Raw genomic sequence first — 24,648 nt, 5'->3', positions numbered from 1 at the left:
ATTAAAGAGTAAACCAGTGCAAAGCAAGCAGACTCAAACGCAAACCCAGGGCAAGCAAGAGCAGGCTATATCTTGGTCCTTACCGCCTATTGGGCATTATAACGAAGCTTATGACACATCAGGTCTGCCTCGTACGCACTGGGAATATCTACTCAATAGCCTTGACGCCCTTGGCACGTCTGGCTTACAGGATCGCTATCAAAAGGCCTCCCGGATTCTTCGTGATGACGGCGCGACCTATAATCTAATTAGCGATCCGCTGGGCAAAAACCGATGGGAACTTGACCCCATTCCTATGCTTATCTCAAGTGGTGAGTGGAGTCAGGTGGAACAAGGCTTAATTGAGCGCGCAGAACTGCTCAATTTAGTCTTAAAAGATATTTATGGACCGCAAGAGCTAATAAGGCAAGGCGTTATACCGCCTGAGATTATCTACAGCCACCCCGGTTTTCTACGCCAATGCAAAGGCATTACGATGCCAGGGGAGCACTGCCTAACGCTACATGCCGCTGATATGGTTCGTGGGCCTGATGGCAATATGATCATTATTGGTGACCGGACACAGGCGCCTAGCGGTGCAGGCTATGCGTTAGAAAACAGAACCGTGCTTTCCCGTGTCATGCCAAGCCTTTTCCGCGATAGCCATGTCCACCGCTTAGCACTTTTTTTCCAATCGCTTAGGGCGACACTCAGTACATTATCGCCAACACAAGGGGATGATCCACAGATCGTTATTCTCACCCCCGGCGCCTACAGCGAAACCTATTTTGAGCACACCTATCTATCCAATTACCTAGGCTACCCACTGGTTCAGGGAAGTGACTTAACGGTTAGGGATGGGCACGTCTGGTTAAAATCACTTAACGGTCTGCGTAAGGTTGATGTGATACTACGCCGTGTAGACGACAGCTATTGTGATCCGGTGGAGCTTAAATCTGACTCTTACTTAGGTATTCCTGGCCTTGTCGAGGTGGTAAGAGCGGGTAATGTTGTCGTGAGCAACCCCCTAGGGTCAGGCATATTAGAAACACCCGCACTCTTAAAATTTATGCCTGCCATCAGCCAGCACTTTTTTGGGCATGAACTAAAAATACCCTCGGTTGATACATGGTGGTGTGGTGATCCGCAAGATATGCAATATATCCGAGATAATATTGACACGCTGATCATTAAGCCCGCTATGCGTCAAACCAAAAGCCCGAGCATACATGGCCATACGCTCTCGGATATAGACAAACAGAACATGTTTGATCGTATTGCGAAAGCCCCTTACAGCTTTGTTGCACAAAGCTATATTTCACCGTCATATATTCCTGCGTGGCAAGAGCAGCAGTTAAAAACACGGCCATCCATTTTCCGCACCTTCACGGTAGCGAGTGAAAGCACTTACGCGGTCATGGCCGGTGGACTCACCCGTGTAGGACTCTCTGGACAGGACAGTTTTGTATCTAACCAAGTAGGCTCCCAAAGCAAAGATACTTGGATATTGGCTTCAGAGCCTGAAAAACAGATCTCACTGGTCGATGACCGCACGATTGCTCAGGAATCCAACCTGCCAAGCCGCGTGGTTGAAAACCTCTTCTGGTTAGGTCGATACGCCGAACGCGCTGAATCAACGATCCGCTTAATACGTACTGTTTTTATGCAACTCAACAGTATTGATCCACTCCCAATAAACAGTAAAAATCTGCTACTACAGGCATTGTCTAAACAAACAAACTGTTTACCTGGGTTTATGGGAAGCCAAGCCTTATTAAACCAAGATCAAGAGTTGATCAGCCTTATCCTTGATACTAAACGCCCTGATAGTATTAAGTCATGTTTACTCGCCGTCTTAACCTGTTCAGAAGAGGTCAAAGAGATGCTGTCGGCGGATACCCATCGTATCGTCAATGACTTACGAGATAATCTCTACGACTTAGAACGAGCCTATGTGGGAGGAATGCCCACCGCCCCAGAGGAAGCACTCGACCCCTTAGTCACCACCCTGCTCGCATTATCTGGCCTAAGCCATGAGAGCATGCTTCGTGGGATCGGCTGGAAGTTTCAAGAGATCGGTCGCCGTGTCGAACGTTCGCTGCAAACATCTCGGCTCATTCAATCCCTATTAACACCGGAGCTGCCCAACACTGACCAGCCTCAGATGCTCGAAGCCGTTCTGCTCAGTGTTGAAGCCCTAATCACCTTTAGACGTCGTTATAGAACCTATAACGATATCGCTCACGGGTTAGAGCTCTTAATGCAAGATGAAACCAATCCGCGTTCAGTGTTTTTCCAAATTAAGCGCCTACAAACACACTTTGAGGAGTTGCCCCAAGCAATTTCACCACACAGTCCCGGCTTAAACCCTGCGCAAAAAACAATTATTCAAGCACTCAATGCTATTCAACTGGCTGATTTAGATAACTTAGCTAACATCGATAGCCTAAATAACAAGCGCGTAGAATTAGATCGGTTGCTCGCAGAAATCATCAAGCAGGTTGAAGCGTTTTCCATTCTTTTAAGTGAACAGTATTTCGACCATAGCGCTGGGCCTCAGCAGCTGGCAGAGACACAGGGGATAACTTTCATATGATCTACAAAATAAGACATATAACAGAATACAAATACTTAAGCCCTGTATCCCTCTGCTATAACCAAGCGCATCTTTTACCACGGGATACGCTGGAGCAACAGTGTGCGCCAAGTAATGTTGTCATTACGCCTAAACCCAATTACGTGGCACAACATAGTGATTACTTTGGCAATCACTATGTTTACTTCTCGTTGCAAAAGCCCCATACAAAGCTGGTGATCGATGTCACCACTGAGATTAATAGCCAAAATGAGCGTGCCGCTTATGCGCTCGAACTGGGCATTAGCTGCAAAGCAGCCCGCGAGATGCTGCTCTACAACCAAGATCCTGACACGATCCAAGCAAAAGAGTATATCTTAGCGTCGCCCATGATCCGCCCTAACGCCCAGTTAAAAGCCTATGCCGAAGCACTTTTCCAAGACGATGTCCCCCTCTTATCCGCAGCACGGGCACTGACCACTAAAATATTTACCGAATTTAAGTACGACCCAAGCTCCACCACAGTCGCCACACCCTTAGGTGAAGTCTTAGAACGAAAAAGTGGTGTCTGCCAAGACTTTGCCCATATAGCGATCGGATGTTTACGCGCCTTAGGTTATCCCGCACGCTATGTCAGTGGCTACCTTGAAACCCTTCCTCCTCCTGGGCAGGAAAAGCTCGTTGGGGCTGATGCCTCTCACGCTTGGTTTGCCGTCTACTCTCCGGGAGAGGGGTGGTTTGAATTCGACCCCACCAACGACGACATTCCTAAAGAGCAACATATCACAACCGCTTGGGGACGCGATTACTCCGATGTTACACCCTTGCGCGGCGTCATATTTGATGGCGGTAACAGCCATGAGTTGAGAGTATCGGTTGATGTCAGACGCTTAGGTTAAGACCGCTGTTACTCAACGTGAAACCTCACCTACCTTGAGCTAAAAACAGCGGCTCCATCACCCACTAAGCGACAGATGACTGATAAAATATAATTCCTTTAAGGAAATAATATTAACCACAAGTAAATTAAAACAGTTCGTGCTGCCACTATTCCTGTGTATACTGTGTCCATAGATCAACTTAACTTGTTAGCCTATGGATTTTTGTCAGAACAGCCCAATAGCGTCACTCGACATGAGTCAATTCTCGACGGCAACAGCGCTTGCCCAAGAGATCCCTATTGCCATCTCCGTCAACGGCATCTCCCATGCCGTCATGATGCTAACCCCTATCGACCTAGAATATTTCACCATCGGTTTTACCTTCAGCGAAGGGATTATTGATCACTGTTCTGACTTAAGAGAGATCACGATCACCCCACACGCTGTAGAGATACCTCAAGGGGAACATCATTTTCAACTTCCCTCCTATAAAGTAGAGGTAGAGATTAGCCCAAGGCAGTTCACCCGTTATAAGAAACACCATAGCTTTCGGCAAGGCCTAACAGGATGTGGACTCTGCGGCACCACCGCACTGGATACAGCCATTCCACACTTACGCAGCCTCACCCCTTGCCCAGTACCCCATCAACAACTGCATAACCTACCCAACAAACTACTCAGCCAACAAACACTCAAGGGGGTACATGCAGCGCTCCTTCTATCGCCCGACGGCGAAATAATGACATGCCATGAGGATATTGGCCGACATAATGCGCTCGATAAAACCTTAGGCTTTGCACTAAAACATGCCATACCCCTGACCGGATACAGTGTTGTTATGAGTAGTCGATGCAGCGTAGAACTGATTCAAAAAGCGGTAAAGGCTGGACTCTCCACCCTCATTCACATGTCGAGTCCAAGCCTATTAGCAACACAGATGGCACACCACTATCACCTCAACTTGATTCAAATAACCCGTCAGGGTGAACTAAAAACCTTTCCCTACAGCCCACACGATGAACTAAAGGATTTCATTGATGAGTGAGAAAAAGAACAATACTGACCTCCCCCCGGCTTATAAAGCACCGGCCGGAGGATGGGGCGCACTCGAAAGCACAACGCGGCATTGGTTAAACAGCAAAAATACGGTTAAAAATATAAAATCGCTACTGAATACTAACCAAGATAATGGATTTGATTGTCCCGGTTGTGCATGGGGCGAAGAGAAAAACCCCAACAAAATAAAGTTCTGTGAGAACGGCGCAAAAGCGGTCAACTGGGAAGCCACCTCCAAACAGATCGGCGCAGACTTCTTTCAGCAATACAGCCTCAGCTGGTTAAGAGAGCAAAGCAACTACTACCTTGAGTACCAAGGCCGTTTAACCCACCCCATGCGCTATAACCCTGAAACGGATAAGTATCAGCCCATTAGCTGGGATGATGCATTTGGCCTCATCGGCAGCCACTTAAAACAGTTAGACCACCCCGACCAGCTTGAGCTATATACCTCAGGACGTGCCAGTAACGAAGCCGCCTTTCTTTATCAACTTTTTGGGCGCAGTTTTGGTACCAATAACTTTCCTGACTGCTCAAATATGTGCCATGAAGCCAGCGGGTTTGCACTCACAAGCAGTATAGGTGTTGGTAAGGGCACCGTGACCCTAGAGGATTTCGAAGAAACGGATGCTATCTTCGTGTTTGGACAAAACCCCGGCACCAACCATCCACGCATGCTAGATACACTGCGTAGCGCCATTAAACGCGGGGCAAAAATCGTTATTTTCAACCCCTTAAAAGAGCGCGGATTGGAGAAGTTTCAGCACCCTCAAAACCCAATTGAGATGCTGACCAATAACGCTACAACCATGCACTCCATCTACTTGTCACCCAAACTCGGGGGCGACATGGCCGCGATTCGCGGCATGGTAAAAGCCTTATTGGAAACATACGATTCCAGCCATGACGACACACTCATAGATCAAGCATTTATCGCAGAACACACTCAAGGGATGGCCGCCTATTTAGACGGCGTTAGAGAAACATCATGGGATAAAATTATTGATCAATCCGGCCTAACACGCGATGAAATCAACAGCGCGGCCCGTATTTACATGGACGCAGACAAGGTCATTAGTACATGGGCTATGGGGTTAACACAACACCACCATTCCGTGGCGATATTACATGAGCTTATCAACTGGATGGCATTAAGGGGCAATATCGGTCGTCCCGGTGCGGGCCTCTGCCCCGTCCGTGGTCATAGTAATGTTCAAGGTGACCGCACGATGGGGATTGATGAGCGCCCATCCGATACCCTACTGGATGCGTTAGAGGCTCACTTTAACATCCCGATGCCACGACAGCATGGTCACTCCGCTGTTGAAGCGATTGACGCAATGCGCTCGGGTGCATGTAAAGTATTTATTGGGCTAGGCGGTAATTTTGCAGCGGCCTCCCCTGATACTGACGTGACAGAGCACGCCCTAAGCCAGTGTGATTTAACGGTACACATAAGCACTAAACTCAATCGTTCTCACCTTATTACCGGCAAAGAGGCGCTGATATTGCCTTGCCTAGGCCGAACCGATATAGACCGACAAGCGAAGGGGCCACAAAAAATAACAGTTGAAGACTCCTTCAGCATGGTGCACGCCTCGGCTGGCGTACTTGAGCCTAGCTCAGCAGAGATGCGTTCAGAGCCTGCCATCATTGCGGGTATCGCCCATGCGGTACTCGGCACTAAGCCGATTGACTGGTTAAGCGTGATTGAAGACTACAGCGCTATACGCGCGCTCATTGCGCAGACGATCCCTGGGTTTTCTGAGTTCAATAGTAAAATTGAACAGCCCGGCGGTTTTTACTTAGGCAATAGCGCACGTAAAAGAGACTGGGCAACCCAAGGTGGAAAGGTGATCGTCCATCGTCACCCACTACCAGACAGCATTTTACCTGACAGGTCGAGCAAACTGCTGCATAACAAAACACTAGTACTGCAAACCCTTCGATCCCATGACCAATACAACACCACCATTTACGGTATGAACGACCGTTACCGCGGCATAAAAGGAGAACGCGATATTCTCTTTATCAACCCCGCAGATATACAGCGCCTTGGCTTTAAAGAGGGGCAGTTAGTGGACATTAAAAGCCTGTGGGATGATGGCCGTACGAGGGAGGTGAAAGGGTTTAAACTGATCGGTTACAGTATTCCAGCAGGAAACATTGCAGCCTACTACCCTGAAACTAATCCACTGGTGCCGTTAGATAGTTACGGCGTCAACAGTCGCACGCCCACCTCTAAATCTATTGCAGTAGAGCTATCAGCCCATCAATCCAACCGGATTCTATGACGCCGATTTAATCACCGTCAATCAAGGCTAAATCGGGTAGTTAATCCAACAGGAAATTACCCGATTCAGCCCCCTCAACTAACTCGATAGGCTCGGACTGATCTTTTAATTCAACACCCGAATAACTCAGTTGCATCGACTGCTTAATTAACCAGATCAGCTTATCCGCCGCCGCGTGGTACGACATACCTGCCGGTCGGATATTAGAGATACAGTTACGATCCGCATCGGATAACCCCAACTTAGGCCCATAGGTAAAATAGACCCCTAAGCTATCAGGAGAACTGAGCCCCGGCCGCTCACCCACCAATAAAATCATCAACTGCGCACCCAGAATCTCCCCAATCTCATCCCCTATGGCAACACGGCCTTGCTCTACAATGCAAAGCGCTGGTTGGCTGATCCCCTCCTCCGCTAAGCGTAAACAGATCTGTTCAAATAGATTGGCGGCATGGGATTGAACCGCAAACGATGAAAGGCCATCGACGATCGTAATACAAGCCTGTACTGGCGGATCGGAGCGCTGAGCCATTGACCGCAGTGTCGCCACTGATGTCGCACTCAAACGACGACCTAAATCAGGCCGCTGGAGATATTCCGCACGGTCACTCACTCGGCTACTGAGTAAGGTAGGCGAACCGCCCTTCTCTTTTAATGCAGCGGACAGTCGATCAACCTCTAATGGAAGGTGTACCGCATCTCTAGCATTTGCATGGTCCATCTGAAAGGATAGCATCGCTTGTGTCGGCAAACTGGTGCCCGCACGCCCTAAGGCAATACGTGCATCGGTGTAGCGTTTAAGGCCTGCCCAGTCATTTTCGGTCAAGTGGTTATCAGCCACTTCAGTCGAGGCGTCATTACGCGTTTGATTAGGTTTAGCCATGTTATCCACCAATACGTGCATGTAGGTGAGAGAATGCTGCTGGCAAGTGATCAATCAATTGCCCTTGCTCTGTTGTGATCCCCATAGCCATTAACCATTGTTCAAATTCTGGGCTAGGTCTTAGGCCTAAAAGTTTTCGAATATACAGTGCATCGTGAAACGACGTTGTTTGGTAGTTGAGCATAATGTCATCTGAACCGGGAATACCCATAATAAAATTAACCCCTGCTGTTCCCAACTGGGTTAATAACATATCCATATCATCCTGATCCGCTTCAGCATGATTGGTATAACAGATATCACAACCCATAGGTAAACCGAGCAGTTTGCCGCAGAAGTGATCCTCTAAACCGGCCCGAATAATCTGCTTACCGTTATATAAATATTCCGGCCCAATAAACCCAACGACCGTATTAACCAGCAGTGGTGAAAACTCTCGTGCCACGGCATAAGCGCGCGTTTCACAGGTTTGCTGATCAACACCAAAGTGAGCATCCGCCGATAGCGCACTCCCTTGGCCTGTTTCAAAATACATAACATTATTGCCGCAAGTCCCTCGGTTTAGACCAGTCGCCGCCTCATGGGCCTCTTTAAGGACAGCCAGATCAATACCAAAGCTTTTATTGGCTTTTTCGGTGCCCGCAATCGACTGAAAGACCAGATCAACCGGCGCACCACGATTGATCGCTTCGAGATGGGTTGTAACGTGAGTTAATACACACGACTGGGTGGGAATCTCATATCGCTGAATAATGTCATCTAACATTTTCATCAGCGTGGTTACGGCTCCGATATTATCGGTGGCGGGGTTGATCCCAATCACCGCATCGCCGTTTCCGTACAACAAACCATCTAAAACACTGGCCGCCACCCCTGAAGGATCATCGGTTGGGTGGTTTGGTTGAAGGCGAGTAGATAAACGATGGGGCAAACCAATACGGTTACGAAATGCGGTCGGGTTAGAACATTTTTTAGCGACCAGAATAAGGTCTTGAATACGCATAATTTTAGAGACTGCGGCAACCATTTCAGGTGTTAGCCCTAACGACACTTGTTGTAACTGGGCGGTGTCCACCGACTCGGATAATAACCAATTACGGAAATCACCGACCGTAAAGGAAGAGATCATTTGAAAGGCATCTAGATCATGCTTATCAATGATCAAACGGGTCACCTCGTCCTCCTCATAAGGGATCAAGGTCTCTGTCAAAAACGCTTTTAACGGTGTATCTGCCAGCACACACTGGGCAGCAACTCTCTCTTGTGATGTTTTAGCGGCGACGCCTGCAAGTCGATCGCCCGATCGGTCGGGGCTAGCTTTAGCCATAACCGTTTTCAAATCAGGAAACACCCAATGGCAACCCCCAGCAGAAATAGAATAACTCATCTACTTTATCCTCCTGTCCTCATAAATTAACGCCCACAAAACGGGCGTTAGTTTATTTAACCATCTTGCTAGGATGTATGTGGTTAAGGCTGCATGAACAGCCCTAACCGGTCATGCCACATCATTTATAATCAATATAGGTGTTATTCTCATGTTTAACCGACGCAATAATTGTTCCCAGTGTGACGGCCATAGATAACGAAAGTATAATCATTATAGCGGTTGGGTTATCTGCAAATGTAAATACAGCTTCAGCCCCTTCCCACGTTGTAATTGGACTTACATTCATATTCTCTCTCCTTATACACTAACAGTTGAACCGTTAGTGGTCGTAGTTGAAGGATCTTGTGACGTTGCTGGAACTGATTCAGGGTAAGCCGCTAATGGCACTTCGACTAAATCCAGACCCGCTTCTTCTGCTTTTGGTGGCACACGTAACGCCCCCATTTTTGACATCACATATGACAAGCCGAAGCCTGGAATAAAGCCTAAAGACGCCATGACTAATGCACTTTTAAGCTGTCCCATAAAGCTAATTGCAGGAGCACCTTCAATAACATTAGGGAAACCACTGAAGATACCTAAACCAACGATACCAATAAGACCACCAACACCATGTACCGCAAACGCGCCCACAGCATCATCAATCTTAAATTTATTCGTTAGGAATTTATCAGCAAGCGGCGCAACAATACCGCCGGTAATACCCATCAAGAACGCGAGTGGTGGGTAGTACAGATCCAAGCCAGGCGCTGCTGAAAAGATACCGGCAAGTGCGCCAGACATCATCCAGAATGGCTGACGTGTAATCACGTACGAACCGATAATACCGCCAGAGAAAGCCATCAACGTATTGAAACTGATAGACGATAAGGTTGTTGGCGTACCAAAGATCGTTGTCCACTGACCACCCGTGGTGTAAATAATACAACCACCGAGGAAGCCGAAGAAACCAACAATAATCAGCATCAAACCAATGATACTCATAGGAACGCTGTGACCGGTAATCGGTAACGGCGTGCCATCGGGCGCAAAGCGTCCAATACGTGCACCCAAGTTAATGGTGACACCGAGCGCAAAGAAGCCTGCGACCATATGAACTGCACCGGCTGCACCGAAATCATGGAAGCCCCAATCAACAGTCAACCAACCCTGTGGATGCCAGCCCCAAGATGCAGCTAAGATCCAAACAACGGACCCCAATATAATGGCTAGGATAATAAACGAACTCATACGAATACGTTCGATCACTGCGCCAGAGAAGATTGAAGCCGTTGTAGCTGCAAACAAGACAAAAGCACCCCAGAAAATACCGCTCGCATTGTCTGCCAAGTTAGGTCCCATATTACTCGACCATGGAAGACCCGCAGCGCCGGCTTCAAAATCTGGCGTAAAGCCATTGTACATGGCCAAGTAGATCCACCAGCCAAAGAAGAAAAACGTCGGAATAATAAAGGCGAATGCCAATATGTTTTTAACACCTGAAGCCAGGGCATTTTTTAACCGAGAAGCACCCATTTCATAGGCTAAAAAGCCTGCATGGATAATAACCATCAAACCGGTACACCACCAATAGAACACTTCCATATTGATCGTGCCGGACATCTCAATCAGATTTTGCAGTTCTGCAATTTTCTGAGCAGTTTCGACCTGGTCCATAAGACCCCCTATTTAGTTTATAAAAGTCTGTGCGTAGTCACGTTCACAGTATGTCCCCCTACCGCTAATGTGATCTAACAACCGCTGCTATCCACATAAATCCCTTCATGAGCAACGGTTATAAATTACCTTACAGTAAACTTTATTTCCTACTAGGAAATGCATAATTTATGCCTATCCCGATAATTTATTAAATTTCAACAAGTTAGGAGATAGGATAAATTATGAGCATAAAACTGAAGCACTAGGATTGATCATTTTTAACTCACTGCGCTTCAAGATGATTCAAAAACAAACAACAGAAACTACGCTTCACCCTCTTTACGCTGGCCGCAGAAGAAGCCGATGCCGTAGTTCGGTGATTGGAAGGTAATGACACTGCCTTTAGGGAAATAAAACACGTCGCCCACTTTGGCATGCACCGTTGTCCCCTCTTGATCGGTGATGATCATTTCACCCTCTACAATGATCTTCATCTCATGATAGGTGTACTCATACACTAAAGGCTCATCCGATTTTTCCATCCGGAAAAAACCGCCGACAATGGTTTTATCCTTATCATTGGACACCGCTATATCGCCGATAAAACCATTACTGCCCGGTACTTCCATGCTCGGTAGTTCAGTTTTAATTGCTTGCTGGTAGTAAGTCATCGCTGTAGACATGTTAAATACCTCAATTGGTTAAAATGCGTTTTCAAATAATGTGAATTTAGGAACGAACACGCGTTCGTTCAGGGTCATAAAAAGGAAGCGCCACCACCTCACCAGGCAGGCGCTTTTGCAGCCCATCTAATTTGCCGACCTCTAATAAGGTTTCTGGAGCAGCAAAGTCAGGTGCGACTCGACAAAGCGCGATCTGCTTACCTAATAAGGGCGAGTTGGAAGCGCTCGTGACGACACCTACAGGGAAGCGTCCATGATAGATACGGTCCCCATGTGCCACGGGCTCCCTCCCTTTAAGGACAAGCCCAACTAAGCGTTGGCGACTTTCTGGCGTTTGACGGGCCATCGCCTCACGGCCAATAAAATCATCCGTTTTCGATTTCATCGGCACCGTAAAACCAATACCGGCTTCATAGGGGTTTGTTTCTGGACAAAACTCGTGATCCGCAAAGATTAAGCCCGCTTCAATGCGCAACATATCCAGCGCATCAAACCCTAAGGGAGCAATGTTATAAGGCTGTCCAGTCTCCCAGACTTGATCCCACACCGCTTCGGCATCATCCGGGTGACACCAGACTTCAAATCCTAATTCGCCGGTATAACCTGTACGAGACACCATAATAGGGATACCTTCCGGTCCACCTAAACGACCGATCATAAAATGGAACCACGCAAGGGTATCCATACTCGGCTGGCACTCGGGCGCCCACACAATTTGACTCAGCAGTTCACGGCTTTTCGGCCCCTGAACCGCAATATTGTGTAGCTGATCCGTGGAGTTACGCACGCTCACTTGATAGCCATGCTCTTCGGCTTGATTCTTTAACCACAAACCAGTGTAGGGATCACCACAGACCCAACGAAACGCTTGCTCCCCCATACGGAAGATCGTGCCATCATCAATCATGCCGCCGGTTTCATGGCAGATAGCAGAATATGCAATCTCCCCTATCGCTAAACGGCGAACATTACGTGTTAAGGCAAACTGCAAAAATGCTTCAGCATCAGGCCCCGTCACCTCAAACTTTCTAAGGGGCGTTAAATCAATAACAGCCACCCGCTCACGGCACGCCAAATACTCCGCTTGTGCGCCCCAGCCCTCATAAGCTGACGCGACCCAATACCCGCGGTACTCGACCATCTGTTTTGTCAGTGCCGTAACCCGACGGTGAAAACCTGTTGTTTTAGTCATACGTGGTAACTCCTGAGGCGAGGTCCGGTAAGCAATAGAACGAGGGAAATGATGCTCTGCAGCGTAAATCCGTACATGGATATCAGTCGGGTGCCAACCATTTGCAGGATCAATATCGTCAGGGCATGCGGAGGATGCACAGATCAAATCGCGGGTGGCACGCAGTAAGACATAATCGCCCGCACGCGACCAAGGCTCATCCATAAAAACGGTTCCACAAGGCTCAACGGAGGTGTTAAAAAAGAAATTAATCGCAGGCCAAGCCACACGCGGTTTAATCGCATAAGGTTCAAGTGCGCGATTAAAGTTATCGCTGCAATTAATGTGACCAAAGTAACCACTGTCTTCATAATATTTAGGGTTACATGCCATCAAAAAACTATCATGGCGGCCCACGGTATCTTGAACCACCTCCACCATCGGCTGCATATCTGCACCCAAAAAGCGGGAATAGATACCCGGTTGCGGATTGCTCAGGCCAGACACGGTGCGCGTTGCCACCCCATCAAGACCTAACTCCTCCCCCTGGGCTAAAGCGTCCCGATCAAACGCTAAAAAATCCGAACACTGCTTACCTGAAACATCAATAATTTGAATCCACTCACCCGCCTTAACCTCATAAACCTGTGCGCTCGCACGGGGAATACGCAACTCGGTTTTCGGCGTCGCTAACGGTTCGGGTAAGTGCACCTGTGAGGCATCCAGATACTTAACCTGAACAGACAACTCAGTGACAGGCTGATGCCCCTCTATCTGCATCGATAAACCGGCCGCTATAACCACAAGGCTTAGATCATCTACTACCTCAAAAACCTCAGTGGCGGGTGCGGTTTCAACATCACTCGCCAGTCGACTCGGGTTCACTTGAATCGCTTGGGATAAATGCTGATCGCTAACTCCCCACCCGTTTAATTGCGCGGCTAACGCCTGTCCTGCCGATCGACTTTCAGAGATCTGGGCTTGGGTTGCCTTGGCTAATGATCCACTCAGCTCACCTTGAGACTGACTCACTAAAAGGTGATTTGCAGTGTGCCCTCGACTATCAAGCACTATTAATTCCGCCTGCTGCTCACCGTCTTGGCTAAAAAGATGAACATGATCACCCCGCGTTAATCGCAATCGAATAGCTTGCTGAGGTTCAACACGAAATGAACCTACACCGCTACGACTCTGCATATTAAGATAGCAAGCATCCGGTAGATCATTTTTCTGATTTACTAACATCTCCACACCCTTACTAAAATCATCTTAAAACGTTCAAAATTGGTGCGCTGCCCCTCAATAAGATCAACGCTAGTGCACCTACACCTAGATTAAATGCGCTCTTTTTTATAATTCCTGCTGGTTATAAATATTTACCATCAAGAGAATCCAAACAATCCTCTTGAAGGCATACTCCATTGGGGGTAATTGCGGGGCGAAAGGCTACAGGTGGCATAAATACTGCTTTATATCTAAGAGTGATAAACCAAGGTGCAGCACTTTTAATGCATTTAAAGAAGGCACGCTAGCGGTAACCGCTAAGGGAAAAGGGGAGGAAAATGGCGATAAAAATCAAAACATGGCTAGAGCAGTTTTTTAATACATTTAGTGAAACAGCCAGTCCGCAGCCCACTCATATAATTGAAGCCCATGAGGCGCTGAACAATGTCGCTTTTGCAATCGCCACCAGCGATGAGATCAACAAAACACTCCCACCCTTACTCAACGTAGTTGAAGCACAGCTCAACCAGCAGTTTAACGGCCCAGAGCAATGCCATGTAAACGTGCTTTTTAGCTCACCCAGCACCAGCGAAACCTTTGTCCATCATCCATCAGACAGTACGCCCAGCCCCGAGATGCTGCATTCACTGCACCGCTACTTCACCAATGGCCATAACGATCTAATCAATGATGCATGTTACTTAGACGCACTGGTTGAGCACCCCTTTCCTGATCCCTTATACGGGTATAAATTAACGGAAAGCAACGAGATGAATATCTGGCTACTGATCACCTTCCCACATAAAGTCCCCTGCGCGAACCAAGTGCGTTGGAAATGTACAGCGGTGGAGACACTCTTAAAAAAAGGCTTTACCGCCTGGGCCCAGCAAGAGAAAAAAATCAGCAAAGCCATTGCCTCAGAACGGGCCATTCATGCCGCGGAACTGCACGATTCACTGGCTCAGGTCTTGGGGTATTTACGCATTAAAAGCGCCAAACTCGACAGCCTTTGCCAAAGCAATGCCTACCATGAGTTAAAACCGGTCACGGAGGATTTAGCGGCGTATACCCATTATGCCTATCGCCAAACCCGTGAATTAATCACCTCCTCTCGCCTGTCGATGAAGGGCGATAACTTAACTCAAGCGATCCTCGACTCTGTATCAGAGTTTGAACAGCAATCCGCCATCGTTTTTGAATACGACAACCGCCTCAAGAAAAACATCACCAACCCACAGCAGTCTATGCAGTTACTCTATATTGTCAGGGAGTGCCTTAATAATATTGTTCGCCACTCCCATGCCAGCCACGCACGTATTGTGATTAAAGAAGCCTTACCCTCACACATAGAGATCTATGTAGAAGATAACGGCATAGGCTTAGACGCTAAAAAAGCACGCAACGACAGTTTTGGTTTAAAAATCATGCATGAAAGAGCTGAAAGAATTGACGCAACACTGATCATCCAGCCCCACCCAAACAAAGGCACACAAGTCATACTCCGCTTACCTATAGGTGATCACCATGAGTGAGCATCTACATTCTGTTATCGTCGTGGATGACCACCCCCTATTTAGGCGAGGGGTCGTCGAACTCCTTAATGACAGTGAGCAGTTTCATGTTATTGCCGAATTTGATGGCGCGACCGATCTACTGAAACAACTAGGCGACCTTTACCCTGATATATTGCTACTCGACTTACAGATGCCCGAAACCAGTGGGTTAGAGATCTTACAGGGCATACGCGAAACCGATGAGCACCTAAAAATCATCATCTTAACGGCCTGTAGTGATCAAGCGCAGCTCTTTTCTGCCTTAAAAAGTGGCGCCAATGGTTACTTGCAAAAAGACACGCCGCCCGATGAGATTATTAAACATTTAACCAATGTCACTCAGGGGCAAACGGCGCTTAATGACGGCGCGATTACCTCACTAGCTCACCAGCTACGTGAAAGCCATGAGGCAGAAATTAGCCAAACCGCCTCGGTCTTTTCAGAAATGACAGAACGAGAACTAGAAACCCTCTCCTATATCGCCCAAGGCCTTAACAACAAATTGATCGCACGGGAGTTAGGCATCAGTGATGGCACCGTAAAAGTCTATGTCAAAAACCTACTGCGTAAACTCAACCTGCACTCCCGCTTAGAGCTAGCAGCATGGGCCCATACCCATGATGCAAGCGCACATTTCGACTTGGATAAGGATTAATCCATGCACTTACTCAAATGGCCAGCGTCTGTTTTTACGAAAGGAAACGATCATCGTCCCCTTGGGGAGAGTAATATCCATGAAGCACTCTTTAACAGCCTAGGTGATGTGGTCATGTTGATTGACCAACAGCATCGCATAGCACTCGTGAACCAGTGCTGGGAAAGTATCACGGGCGTGACGGTATCCAGCTCCCTCAATCTGCTGTTCACTGATTTTCTACACCCTGAAGATGTGAAAATTTGGCACGATATTATCCGTAAAGTGTTCAATAGCCATGACAGCCAATTAGTATGGTTTCGCATTATTAGTGCTGACGGGGATATCCATTGGTGCGAAATGCGCCTGCAACAACTCAAAGCAGATGAGCATTACCCCTTAAGCGCCACCCTCTGCGATATAACCCCACAAATCCGTAATGAACAGATCCGCGACGCCAGCCATCGAAGCCTACAAAGTTTAGTCAACCGCTTGCCTGCCATGCTATACCGGTCGCGCAATAACACGAGCTGGACCATGGAGTATGTCAGTAGCGGCTGCGAAGAACTGACAGGACTTAGACCCGAAGAACTCATCAACAAACCACAAATATCATACGGTGAACTCATTCACCCAGATGATGCAGGCTATGTGTGGAATCAAGTGCAGTTTTGCCTTCAGACCCAGCAAACATTTGAACTTCAATATAGATTAATCCTCGCTAATGGCGAGAGCTTTACCGTCAAAGAGAAAGGGCGAGGGTTATACTCCGAAAGCGGAATGGTACTCGGTGTAGAAGGGTTTGTTTTTAAATTCGAATAAGCACAAGCCGCTCACCTCCCTGTAACCACGGGCCTTTAACCGTATTACCCCTTTTTGAATACCCATACAAGGGAATGTTCCTACGAGCAAAAGCGGATTAGTTTACGTCTAACGCTGTCCTTTAACAGCCTCCACATTGATTCTAACGTTTCATGGAGAAACTCATGACTAAACGCATTGCCATTATCGGTGCAGGCCCCAGTGGGTTGGCACAACTTAGAGCCTTTCAATCAGCCCAAGCTAAAGGTGCAGATATTCCCGACATTGTCTGTTTTGAGAAACAAAGTGATTGGGGGGGCCTTTGGAACTATACGTGGCGAACAGGGTTAGACGAAAACGGCGAGCCCGTACATGGCAGCATGTATCGCTATTTATGGTCTAACGGACCTAAAGAGTGTCTAGAATTTGCTGATTACAGCTTTGAAGAACACTTTGGTAAAGCGATCGCCTCCTACCCCCCGCGTGAAGTGCTGTGGGATTACATTAAAGGGCGAGTCGAGAAGGCGGGTGTACGTGACTACATCCGCTTTAACACACCGGTACGCGACGTTGTGTTCAACGATGAGACGGCAACGTTCTCAATCACCGTTCACGACCACAATACCGATGAGGTCTATACCGAAGAGTTTGATTACCTTATCTGTGCCTCCGGCCACTTCTCTACACCTCGGGTGCCTGAATTTGAAGGCTTCCAGAAATTTGGTGGACGCATACTCCACGCCCATGATTTCCGTGACGCGCTGGAATTTAAAGATAAAACAGTACTGCTGATTGGCAGTAGTTACTCTGCCGAAGATGTAGGCTCCCAGTGCTATAAATACGGCGCCAAAAAACTCATTAGCTGTTATAGAACCAACCCTATGGGCTTTAAATGGCCTGATAATTGGGAAGAGAAGCCCAACCTTCTTCGTGTTGATACCGACACCGCCTACTTTGCGGATGGCAGCTCGAATAAGATTGACGCAATCATCCTATGCACCGGCTATCTACACCACTTCCCTTTCCTACCTGAAGAGCTACGCCTTAAAACCGATAACCGCCTCTGGCCTTTAGATCTCTACAAAGGTGTGGTTTGGGAAGACAATCCCCAGATGTTCTATCTAGGTATGCAAGATCAGTGGTACACCTTCAACATGTTTGACGCCCAAGCCTGGTATGTTCGCGACATCATCATGGGTCGGATTCCTCTGCCATCAAAAGAGGAGATGACGGCAAATTCGATGGAGTGGCGCGAACGGGAACTTCGCCAAGAAACAGCCGAAGAGATGTTCACCTTCCAAGGGGATTACATTCTCGAACTGATCGAAGCGACCGATTACCCCACCTTCGATATTGAAGGCGTTAGACAGACCTTCCTTGAGTGGAAGCATCATAAAAAAGAAAACATCATGACCTTCCGTGACCACTCTTACCGCTCCTTAATGACCGGCACTATGTCTCCCCCGCACCATACCCCTTGGATTGATGCACTGGATGATTCCCTAGAAGCCTATCTATCCGATACGAGCGAAGTTCAAAAAGCAGGATAAGGATTGAAAACAGCAGAGGAGCAACCTACGAAACTGGTTGTTCCTTTCTATCGAAAAGAAAACGCTTAACGTCTAACGCTTAAACCTTATGAGAGTCACACTATGAGCTACATAAAAAAGATTATCGATAAATCTGTTGCAGCGATTGATACCGATTTAGAAGGCTGGGAAAAGATCTCAGGTACGCCCAGCATGAAAACGTGGATCGAATACACCTCTGAGGACGGCAGTATGATCGCAGGGTGTTGGGAAGCCACAGAGGGTAGCTACAGAGCAGAATACAAAAGCTGGGAGTATATCCACCTTATCGAGGGTAAGGTTAAGATCACACCAGAGGGGGGAGACAGTGTCACACTCCTACCCGGTGACTCGTTTGTGATCGAAGCGGGCTTTACCGGTACTTGGGAGATAGAAGAGAAGGTGTTTAAGCACTTTACCATTAAGCTTTAAGCCGTTTTCCTTAAAAAAAAGCCTGATGGAACAGTACGTTTCACATCAGGCTTATATAAAAAGCGTTATCACCCTAAGTGATTAACGCTTAATTTCACTAATCTGGATCTGAGGCTCAATATTAGTGAAGTTTGCTAAATCAGCTAACAGCTCTTCTGCATGGGGGCCAAATGACGCTTCAAACGCTTCAACAGACTCATAAACCAGATGACCCATTGCGATAAAGCCTGCGGCTTCACCGGGTGCACCACCGGCAATACCCGCATCAACACTAAAACCCTTTAACGTATCACCCAAACGATCAAGCACAAGCTGTGCATGAGTTGAGTTGTAATAATCCATATCAAACTTTGCATCTGAACCGTTCGGGTACATCACACTTACTTTTATCATTGTTATTTTACCTTTTGCGATTATCGTATGCGCTAAGTTAACTTAGCGTTTCCTTAAAAAAATCTAGCGTACGTTGCCAGGCGACTTCAGCATTCGCTTTATCATACCGAACTGTAGAGTCATTATGGAAGCCATGATTTGCACCTTTATAAACGTGCACGGTATAGGGAACCTTTAAACGTTTAAGATCTTTCTCATAGTCGGGCCATGTCTTATTAACCCGTTCATCTAACTCACCTAAATGCACCAATAGGGGCGCTTTAATATTATCTCGCAGCTCAGCCGCCGCGGGGGTTCCATAAAAAGGCACACCCGCAGAAAGCAGATTAGATTCAACCGCTGCCAAATAGTTCACCATGTAGCCGCCAAAACAGAACCCCACCGCACCCAACTTACCATTGCTCTGAGGATGCCCTTTAAGGAACTTAGCCGCCGCTAAAAAATCCTGCTCTATTTTCGATCGCTCAAGGTTTTTCTGCATCGCCCTACCCTCATCATCGTTCCCAGGGTAGCCACCTAACGGAAAAAGCGCATCCGGGGCAAAGGCGATAAAACCTGCTTTCGCTAAACGCCGCGCAACATCTTTGATATAAGGGTTAAGACCACGGTTCTCATGAACCACCAGCACGACAGGACGTGGGCCCGACATATTTTTAGGTACGACTAAATAGCCCTGCCCTTCATCATGTCCAAGGGGCGACGCAAACGTTTCATAGGTTGCGAGTATCTCAGGATCGTTAAAAGAGACCTGTTCAGCTAAGGCATAATTAGGCAATAAAGCAGAGGTCAGTACGGTCATGGGGTAGCCCACAGCAGCCAAACTCCCTAGCTTTTTCAAAAAAGTACGCCGATCCATACCCCCGTGGGCATATTCGTCATACCAATCAAAGGCTTCCTGCGGAATTTCACGTTGAAGATGATTAGACATAAAACCTCCTACACCCGTCAACCAAGGCAACATTAAAGGGATCTACCCCATCGATGTGCTTAACATTAGCATAAAATTACGGGCGTAAAGTTACGGAAGTCTCAGCATGGTCATAGCCCCGTGTTGTTATGGCATCAATCACAGCTATGCGTTGGACGGGGTTAAAGCAGCTTTTCCCAAAAAAGCGCTTTGCCTGCACGGGGATCAAGCTCGTAACCCGAAAAACCAAACTTGGTATATGCCTGTTGTGCCGGTTGATTCGCCTCAAGCACTTCAAGAGTCAACTTGCAGCAGCCTTTATCTTGGGCGATCTGTTCTACAGTGCTTAACATGGTCTGGCTTAGACCTAAGCCTCTAAATTCAGGTAATACAATCACATCATGGATATTAATGATCGGTTTACACTTAAACGTTGAAAACGCCTCAAAGCAGTTCATCAGGCCTGCAGGTTGGTTATCCACATAACAAATTAACGTGAAGGCATGGGGGAGTTTAGCTAATTCCTGTGCCAAATTAGCCTTAGTCTCTTCCATTAAAGGGCTAGCGCCCCCCATAAGATCTAAGGCATAGCAAGCCAACAGATCAATCATATCCTGAGCCTGTTGAGGATGGTTATAATCAATATTTACTACGTTAACATCCACAACTGGCCCCTCTGTATTCATTAATTTTTTTATCACTCAAAAAATTTCAGCCCTGCAATCCCGACAACAATCAGCAATATACATAAGACACGAGTAATACTGCCTGATTCCCCAAGAAACAAAATACCATAAGTGGCTAACGAAACCGCACCAATACCTGACCATGCGGCGTATGCGGTACCGACAGGAATCGTACGCATTGCCACGGATAGGAGTCCTAAACTCACCACAATAAGCGCGGCACTGATTAACGAAGGCCAAAACTTTGTAAACCCATCACTGTACTTTAACCCAATGGCCCAACCACACTCTATCAACCCAGCTATCGCTAAATAAACCCATCCCATTACATTCACCCTTTTAACATATGCGTTCAAACAGATAGAAATAGATCGGCCTTTCAACCCATCAGTAATCGCCATATTGGCTTCATTATTTTTTTATAAAAAAGGCCCTCGAAAGAGGGCCATCATGAAGAACCTACTTAATTTGCAGGGTCAAATTGAGCGAGATAATCAACAACCATCGAGTGATAACGACTTAACCCCTTATACTCGATTAACGGTGCGGGCAGTGTTTTCATCGTCCGATGCATCCGTCTTGCCCACTCGGGGTTGGTAGCTAGATCTTCCAAACTGATCAAATAAGTCCGAATAATAAACATCAGCGCATTACTCCGTGGCATGCGATCCATCACTTGCATTTCAACACGCAGATAAACTTTTTCACCGACGTTCTCAGGTGTCACAGAGGTGCGTTCATGGCCCCATTCATGATAGGTTTCCGGTGATGTATCCATGCGTGCATTCACCGTTAAGGTCCAGTTTAAACGGCGAATAGGACTGCCCACTTGCATCGCCGTTAGGTATTTCAATGCACGTTCAAAAATGCCTTCATTGTGGGCCATAGGGACAGGACCGTGCCACTCTTTAAAGCTCATACCCGCATCAAACGCGAGCGACCAATCAGCGGGACAGGTGATCATACCAGCATCAAGAAAGAGGTCCCCATCGCGCTGATCTAAAAGTGCAAAATCTCCCTGAACCTGACAACCAATATATTCCAGCGGAGACTGAGGTAAAGTACTACTGTCGCCAAAGGTGAAGGTATCGTGAATGTTGAGTAATTTGTTCTCCCATGTCCACTGATCACCCTCAATGGTGAGTTTAAAGTAATCGGAATAGTCCTGTGCTAAAGAGGTCATTAAGCGCTCAAGCATATCCCAGCAAGCAAGCTCCATATGCTCCATAGCCAGACAACGATGGGGCATCTCATCGAGCACCAACTTACGCTCAGCCATTTCGGATAGGTAATGCTCATCAATATCTAAAAAATGCTCATAGGCCGAGCCTTCGCCCCCTTTAGGGGTATGGGGCTCCATGTTAACCGAATAACGATACTCATCTTCAGGAAACGGAAATGGGAAACGTTTAATCGCCTCTGGACTATTGGAATAGGTAAAATCATCGCGGAACGTTTCAACTTCTTTCGGTGCAACTCGCATTATTGCTTCTCCTTAAATATCTAAGACCAGACGTTCACCCGCAGCACGAGAGACACAAGGCATAATGGTGTTACCTGCAGCTTTTTCTTCATCTGAGAGGTATTGGTCACGGTGATCGATCTCACCCTCAACCACGGTACAAACACACTGCCCACACACGCCGCCACGACAGAGATTAGGAATAGAAATATCGGATGCCTCTAAAGCCTCCAACAGGCTATCTTCAGCACTCACGTCAACCTGCTGTCCCGTTGATTTTATTTCGGCGACAAACGGCATCCCAGGTTTAGGGGCAGCAAACTCTTCTGAATGGATAACACTGGCAGGTAAACCTAATGTCTGCGCTGCCTCTTCCACCGCCTGAATTAATGAGTCAGGACCACAAATATAGATATGGGTACCTAACGGCTGTTGGCTAAGTAGCGCGGTCACATCACAACGGGTCTGACGGTCAGAGTCGTAGTCAAAATACTTATCGCCTAATTGCTCAGAAAGCTCATGTTTATAAGCCCCCGTCTGCAAACTGCGATACATATAATGAAGCTCAAAATCAGCATCACGACGAATCATTTCGGGGATATAGGACATAAAAGGGGTCACCCCTACGCCCCCCGCTAACATCACATGTTTTTTAGCGTGCCATAGCGGCGAAAATAGATTTGATGGTGGACTAATCAATAATTGATCACCAACCTTAACCTGCTCATGCATGTAGATCGAACCGCCCCTCGACGCATCCTGCAAACGAACCGCTATACGGTAGCGCTGGGTATCGGTCGGATCACTCAACAGGGAGTAGGCATTTTTATAAACCTTCTTTTTGTTGGGCATCTCAACCACCACATGGGCGCCCGGCGAAAAAGGATAGAGCGCGTCATCTATTGCTTCTAACGTAAACTCACGGATTGTTGGGGCAACTTGGCAAATACTGGCTACTTCTACTTTTATTTGATTACTCATTAGCTCAACTCCACACTGGCTGGAATATCGGTCGCATCTTCTGCATTCACTTGATAACCAAAATAAGCCCCATGAGCCTTAGCAAAATGGTCTGTTACCGCTAACAATTTACCGCACCCTACGCAGCGTGCGGGTGCCGTAAATACCTGATCGGTCACCTGATAGCAGTGACAACAAAACACACTGCGCTCAGCACTGAGTGGCGGCAGCATCTCCATTTGCTCCTCTGTCACACCTAACGCTTTTAACTGTTGGCCCACGAGCCAGATATACTTTTCTGTACCTAAAAGGTATACCCGTGTTGCGGCAGGTGCATTCGCTAATAGGGCGGCTAAATCCCCCTCGATACGGGCTAAGTCAGCACTATGGATAAGGTCTTTTTTATCCGCCAAACTCGCCTCATATAGGTCAGAAAACGCCGTGTTTAATTGTTCACAAATAAACAGGCTATAAGCACAAGGACCGTCACTAATCTCAGCTGTATACATAGGTTTGCTTACAACAACCGACAGGCTTTCGAGTTCCATAATGACCTCCACATAACGATCAAATTAAGGTTTTAATAACCCTTAATATTTACCATTCACCCAGTCAAAACAATGCTCTTCATTGGGTACCTCAAAAGGGGTAGCCTCCCCCTTCAACCCGATATATAGATAAAAAAACCGGCACTATGCTGAAGACATAATGCCGGTTGGGGGGTAAATCGACGTTCGGTTAGTAACCTAATAATCGATTTGGGGGTAATGCCCATATCCGGCGCCACACACACCGATTTACGCGCCTAAAAGAGATAATCTAAGCCCGCAGCTTGACCACCAAACTCACCCATTGCATCCAGTAAACAGCCCCACAAATACTCGGCGGCTGCGCTGTCGCATAAAATCACAAAATGCGTACCTTCCCGGTCTGGTAGGTGACTAATAATCGCGTTAATTCTCGCTACCGAGGTTTGGGCGATCGCACCTTTTGGAAACGCATGCTCAGATAGGTCGACACCACAGAGCTTGGCCATAATGTCGGGGAGGTGTTCGCCGCTCAGCAATAAGCACGCATGGCTATCCTGACAATAAACGGGATAACAATCGGCGAAGGCACTGGAATCCGCGGAGCAGGCTCCACTTTCCATCGCCCCAAGCACCCAACACTCCGTATTACTTAAACGTAAAACCGTCTCACCATTGCTTGAGTTTACGCATTGATTAGGTTTATCCGGTACAGAAAGCCCTGCCGCGGCCAGTGCAGCAAGTGCATTAGGCCCTCGCACACCAAAACGATGGTTTACCGACAGGTCAATCAAAGCGGTTGAAACCGCCGATCTATCGCCATACGACGTAACTTGCGCAGCGGATGAACACTCATCAAAATGCGCACCTGCGGCCTTGTGTAATCGATATAAGGGGCTGCGAACAAGGTATGTCTCAGGTGTAATAGTGCTTTTCATTACATCACTCATC

General features: G+C 47.4%; 23 protein-coding genes. 9 read left to right on the top strand and 14 right to left on the bottom strand.

What is annotated here, in order from left to right:
• Positions 1-16 precede the first annotated feature (16 nt).
• The 4 genes from A3773_RS10120 to A3773_RS10105 all read left to right on the top strand — a co-directional run bounded on the left by A3773_RS10120 (position 17) and on the right by A3773_RS10105 (position 6,785).
• The gene (locus A3773_RS10120) at positions 17-2,575 is read left to right on the top strand and encodes a circularly permuted type 2 ATP-grasp protein (RefSeq protein WP_231902184.1); all 2,559 of its coding nucleotides are present in this window, start codon (positions 17-19) and stop codon (positions 2,573-2,575) included.
• Positions 2,572-3,453 carry a transglutaminase family protein gene (locus A3773_RS10115; protein WP_067985616.1) on the top strand — a complete coding sequence of 294 codons (882 nt, stop codon included), beginning with the start codon at positions 2,572-2,574 and terminating at the stop codon, positions 3,451-3,453. The genes A3773_RS10120 and A3773_RS10115 overlap by 4 nt, the downstream gene beginning before the upstream one ends.
• A 235-nt stretch (positions 3,454-3,688) precedes the next feature.
• A complete protein-coding gene (locus tag A3773_RS10110; protein WP_067985614.1) occupies positions 3,689-4,480 on the top strand; it encodes a formate dehydrogenase accessory sulfurtransferase FdhD in 792 nt (263 codons plus the stop codon).
• Positions 4,473-6,785 carry an FdhF/YdeP family oxidoreductase gene (locus tag A3773_RS10105; RefSeq protein ID WP_067985612.1) on the top strand — a complete coding sequence of 771 codons (2,313 nt, stop codon included), beginning with the start codon at positions 4,473-4,475 and terminating at the stop codon, positions 6,783-6,785. Before A3773_RS10110 ends, A3773_RS10105 begins: the two co-directional genes overlap by 8 nt.
• 40 nt (positions 6,786-6,825) lie before the next feature.
• Here A3773_RS10105 and eutC read toward each other — a convergent pair whose 3' ends face one another.
• From eutC to A3773_RS10080, 6 genes are all read right to left on the bottom strand, one after another.
• The gene (eutC, locus tag A3773_RS10100; RefSeq protein WP_197462762.1) at positions 6,826-7,668 is read right to left on the bottom strand and encodes an ethanolamine ammonia-lyase subunit EutC; all 843 of its coding nucleotides are present in this window, start codon (positions 7,666-7,668) and stop codon (positions 6,826-6,828) included.
• Between the two features lies 1 nt (position 7,669).
• Positions 7,670-9,055: an ethanolamine ammonia-lyase subunit EutB gene (locus tag A3773_RS10095; protein WP_067985610.1), complete on the bottom strand. Its 1,386-nt coding sequence runs from the start codon at positions 9,053-9,055 to the stop codon at positions 7,670-7,672.
• A 121-nt stretch (positions 9,056-9,176) separates the two neighbouring features.
• Positions 9,177-9,344, bottom strand: a complete 168-nt coding sequence (locus A3773_RS17960) for a hypothetical protein (protein ID WP_197462761.1) — start codon at positions 9,342-9,344, stop codon at positions 9,177-9,179.
• An 11-nt stretch (positions 9,345-9,355) separates the two neighbouring features.
• Positions 9,356-10,714 carry an ammonium transporter gene (locus A3773_RS10090; protein ID WP_067985608.1) on the bottom strand — a complete coding sequence of 453 codons (1,359 nt, stop codon included), beginning with the start codon at positions 10,712-10,714 and terminating at the stop codon, positions 9,356-9,358.
• 305 nt (positions 10,715-11,019) lie between these two features.
• Positions 11,020-11,379 (bottom strand): cupin domain-containing protein, encoded by a 360-nt coding sequence (locus A3773_RS10085; RefSeq protein ID WP_067985606.1) that lies wholly within the window; start codon positions 11,377-11,379, stop codon positions 11,020-11,022.
• A 46-nt stretch (positions 11,380-11,425) separates the two neighbouring features.
• Positions 11,426-13,795, bottom strand: coding sequence for a DUF1989 domain-containing protein (locus A3773_RS10080; RefSeq protein ID WP_082800597.1), 2,370 nt, complete (start codon positions 13,793-13,795; stop codon positions 11,426-11,428).
• A gap of 317 nt (positions 13,796-14,112) precedes the next feature.
• Between A3773_RS10080 and A3773_RS10075 the strand changes: the two genes are divergently transcribed.
• The 5 genes from A3773_RS10075 to A3773_RS10055 all read left to right on the top strand — a co-directional run bounded on the left by A3773_RS10075 (position 14,113) and on the right by A3773_RS10055 (position 18,762).
• Positions 14,113-15,306 carry a sensor histidine kinase gene (locus A3773_RS10075; RefSeq protein ID WP_067985604.1) on the top strand — a complete coding sequence of 398 codons (1,194 nt, stop codon included), beginning with the start codon at positions 14,113-14,115 and terminating at the stop codon, positions 15,304-15,306.
• Positions 15,299-15,982: a response regulator gene (locus A3773_RS10070; protein WP_067985601.1), complete on the top strand. Its 684-nt coding sequence runs from the start codon at positions 15,299-15,301 to the stop codon at positions 15,980-15,982. Before A3773_RS10075 ends, A3773_RS10070 begins: the two co-directional genes overlap by 8 nt.
• Positions 15,983-15,985: 3 nt before the next feature.
• Positions 15,986-16,783, top strand: a complete 798-nt coding sequence (locus A3773_RS10065) for a PAS domain-containing protein (protein ID WP_067985600.1) — start codon at positions 15,986-15,988, stop codon at positions 16,781-16,783.
• Between the two features lie 164 nt (positions 16,784-16,947).
• Positions 16,948-18,312 (top strand): trimethylamine monooxygenase, encoded by a 1,365-nt coding sequence (locus A3773_RS10060; protein WP_067985598.1) that lies wholly within the window; start codon positions 16,948-16,950, stop codon positions 18,310-18,312.
• Positions 18,313-18,414: 102 nt separating this feature from the next.
• Positions 18,415-18,762, top strand: a complete 348-nt coding sequence (locus tag A3773_RS10055; RefSeq protein WP_067985596.1) for a cupin domain-containing protein — start codon at positions 18,415-18,417, stop codon at positions 18,760-18,762.
• An 81-nt stretch (positions 18,763-18,843) separates the two neighbouring features.
• Here A3773_RS10055 and A3773_RS10050 read toward each other — a convergent pair whose 3' ends face one another.
• The 8 genes from A3773_RS10050 to A3773_RS10015 form a co-directional block, all read right to left on the bottom strand.
• Complete coding sequence (locus A3773_RS10050; RefSeq protein WP_067985594.1) at positions 18,844-19,155, bottom strand: EthD family reductase; 312 nt, start codon at positions 19,153-19,155, stop codon at positions 18,844-18,846.
• A 37-nt stretch (positions 19,156-19,192) separates the two neighbouring features.
• Positions 19,193-20,083 (bottom strand): dienelactone hydrolase family protein, encoded by an 891-nt coding sequence (locus A3773_RS10045; RefSeq protein ID WP_067985592.1) that lies wholly within the window; start codon positions 20,081-20,083, stop codon positions 19,193-19,195.
• A gap of 161 nt (positions 20,084-20,244) precedes the next feature.
• On the bottom strand, positions 20,245-20,727 hold the full coding sequence (locus tag A3773_RS10040) for a GNAT family N-acetyltransferase (protein WP_067985590.1): 483 nt from the start codon (positions 20,725-20,727) through the stop codon (positions 20,245-20,247).
• Between the two features lie 32 nt (positions 20,728-20,759).
• A complete protein-coding gene (locus A3773_RS10035; RefSeq protein WP_331709173.1) occupies positions 20,760-21,149 on the bottom strand; it encodes a DMT family transporter in 390 nt (129 codons plus the stop codon).
• Positions 21,150-21,211: 62 nt separating this feature from the next.
• Positions 21,212-22,231, bottom strand: coding sequence for a heme-dependent oxidative N-demethylase family protein (locus A3773_RS10030; protein ID WP_067985587.1), 1,020 nt, complete (start codon positions 22,229-22,231; stop codon positions 21,212-21,214).
• Between the two features lie 12 nt (positions 22,232-22,243).
• Positions 22,244-23,191 carry a PDR/VanB family oxidoreductase gene (locus A3773_RS10025; RefSeq protein ID WP_067985585.1) on the bottom strand — a complete coding sequence of 316 codons (948 nt, stop codon included), beginning with the start codon at positions 23,189-23,191 and terminating at the stop codon, positions 22,244-22,246.
• A complete protein-coding gene (locus A3773_RS10020) occupies positions 23,191-23,718 on the bottom strand; it encodes a dimethylamine monooxygenase subunit DmmA family protein (protein WP_067985583.1) in 528 nt (175 codons plus the stop codon). The genes A3773_RS10025 and A3773_RS10020 overlap by 1 nt, the downstream gene beginning before the upstream one ends.
• Before the next feature lie 257 nt (positions 23,719-23,975).
• On the bottom strand, positions 23,976-24,647 hold the full coding sequence (locus A3773_RS10015) for an aminomethyltransferase family protein (RefSeq protein ID WP_067985581.1): 672 nt from the start codon (positions 24,645-24,647) through the stop codon (positions 23,976-23,978).
• Position 24,648: the final 1 nt, after the last annotated feature.

The organism is Neptuniibacter pectenicola (assembly GCF_001597735.1).
GTDB lineage: Bacteria > Pseudomonadota > Gammaproteobacteria > Pseudomonadales > Balneatricaceae > Neptuniibacter > Neptuniibacter pectenicola.
Note: the sequence above shows the minus strand (reverse complement) of the source record. Positions and strands in the feature narration are given on the sequence as shown.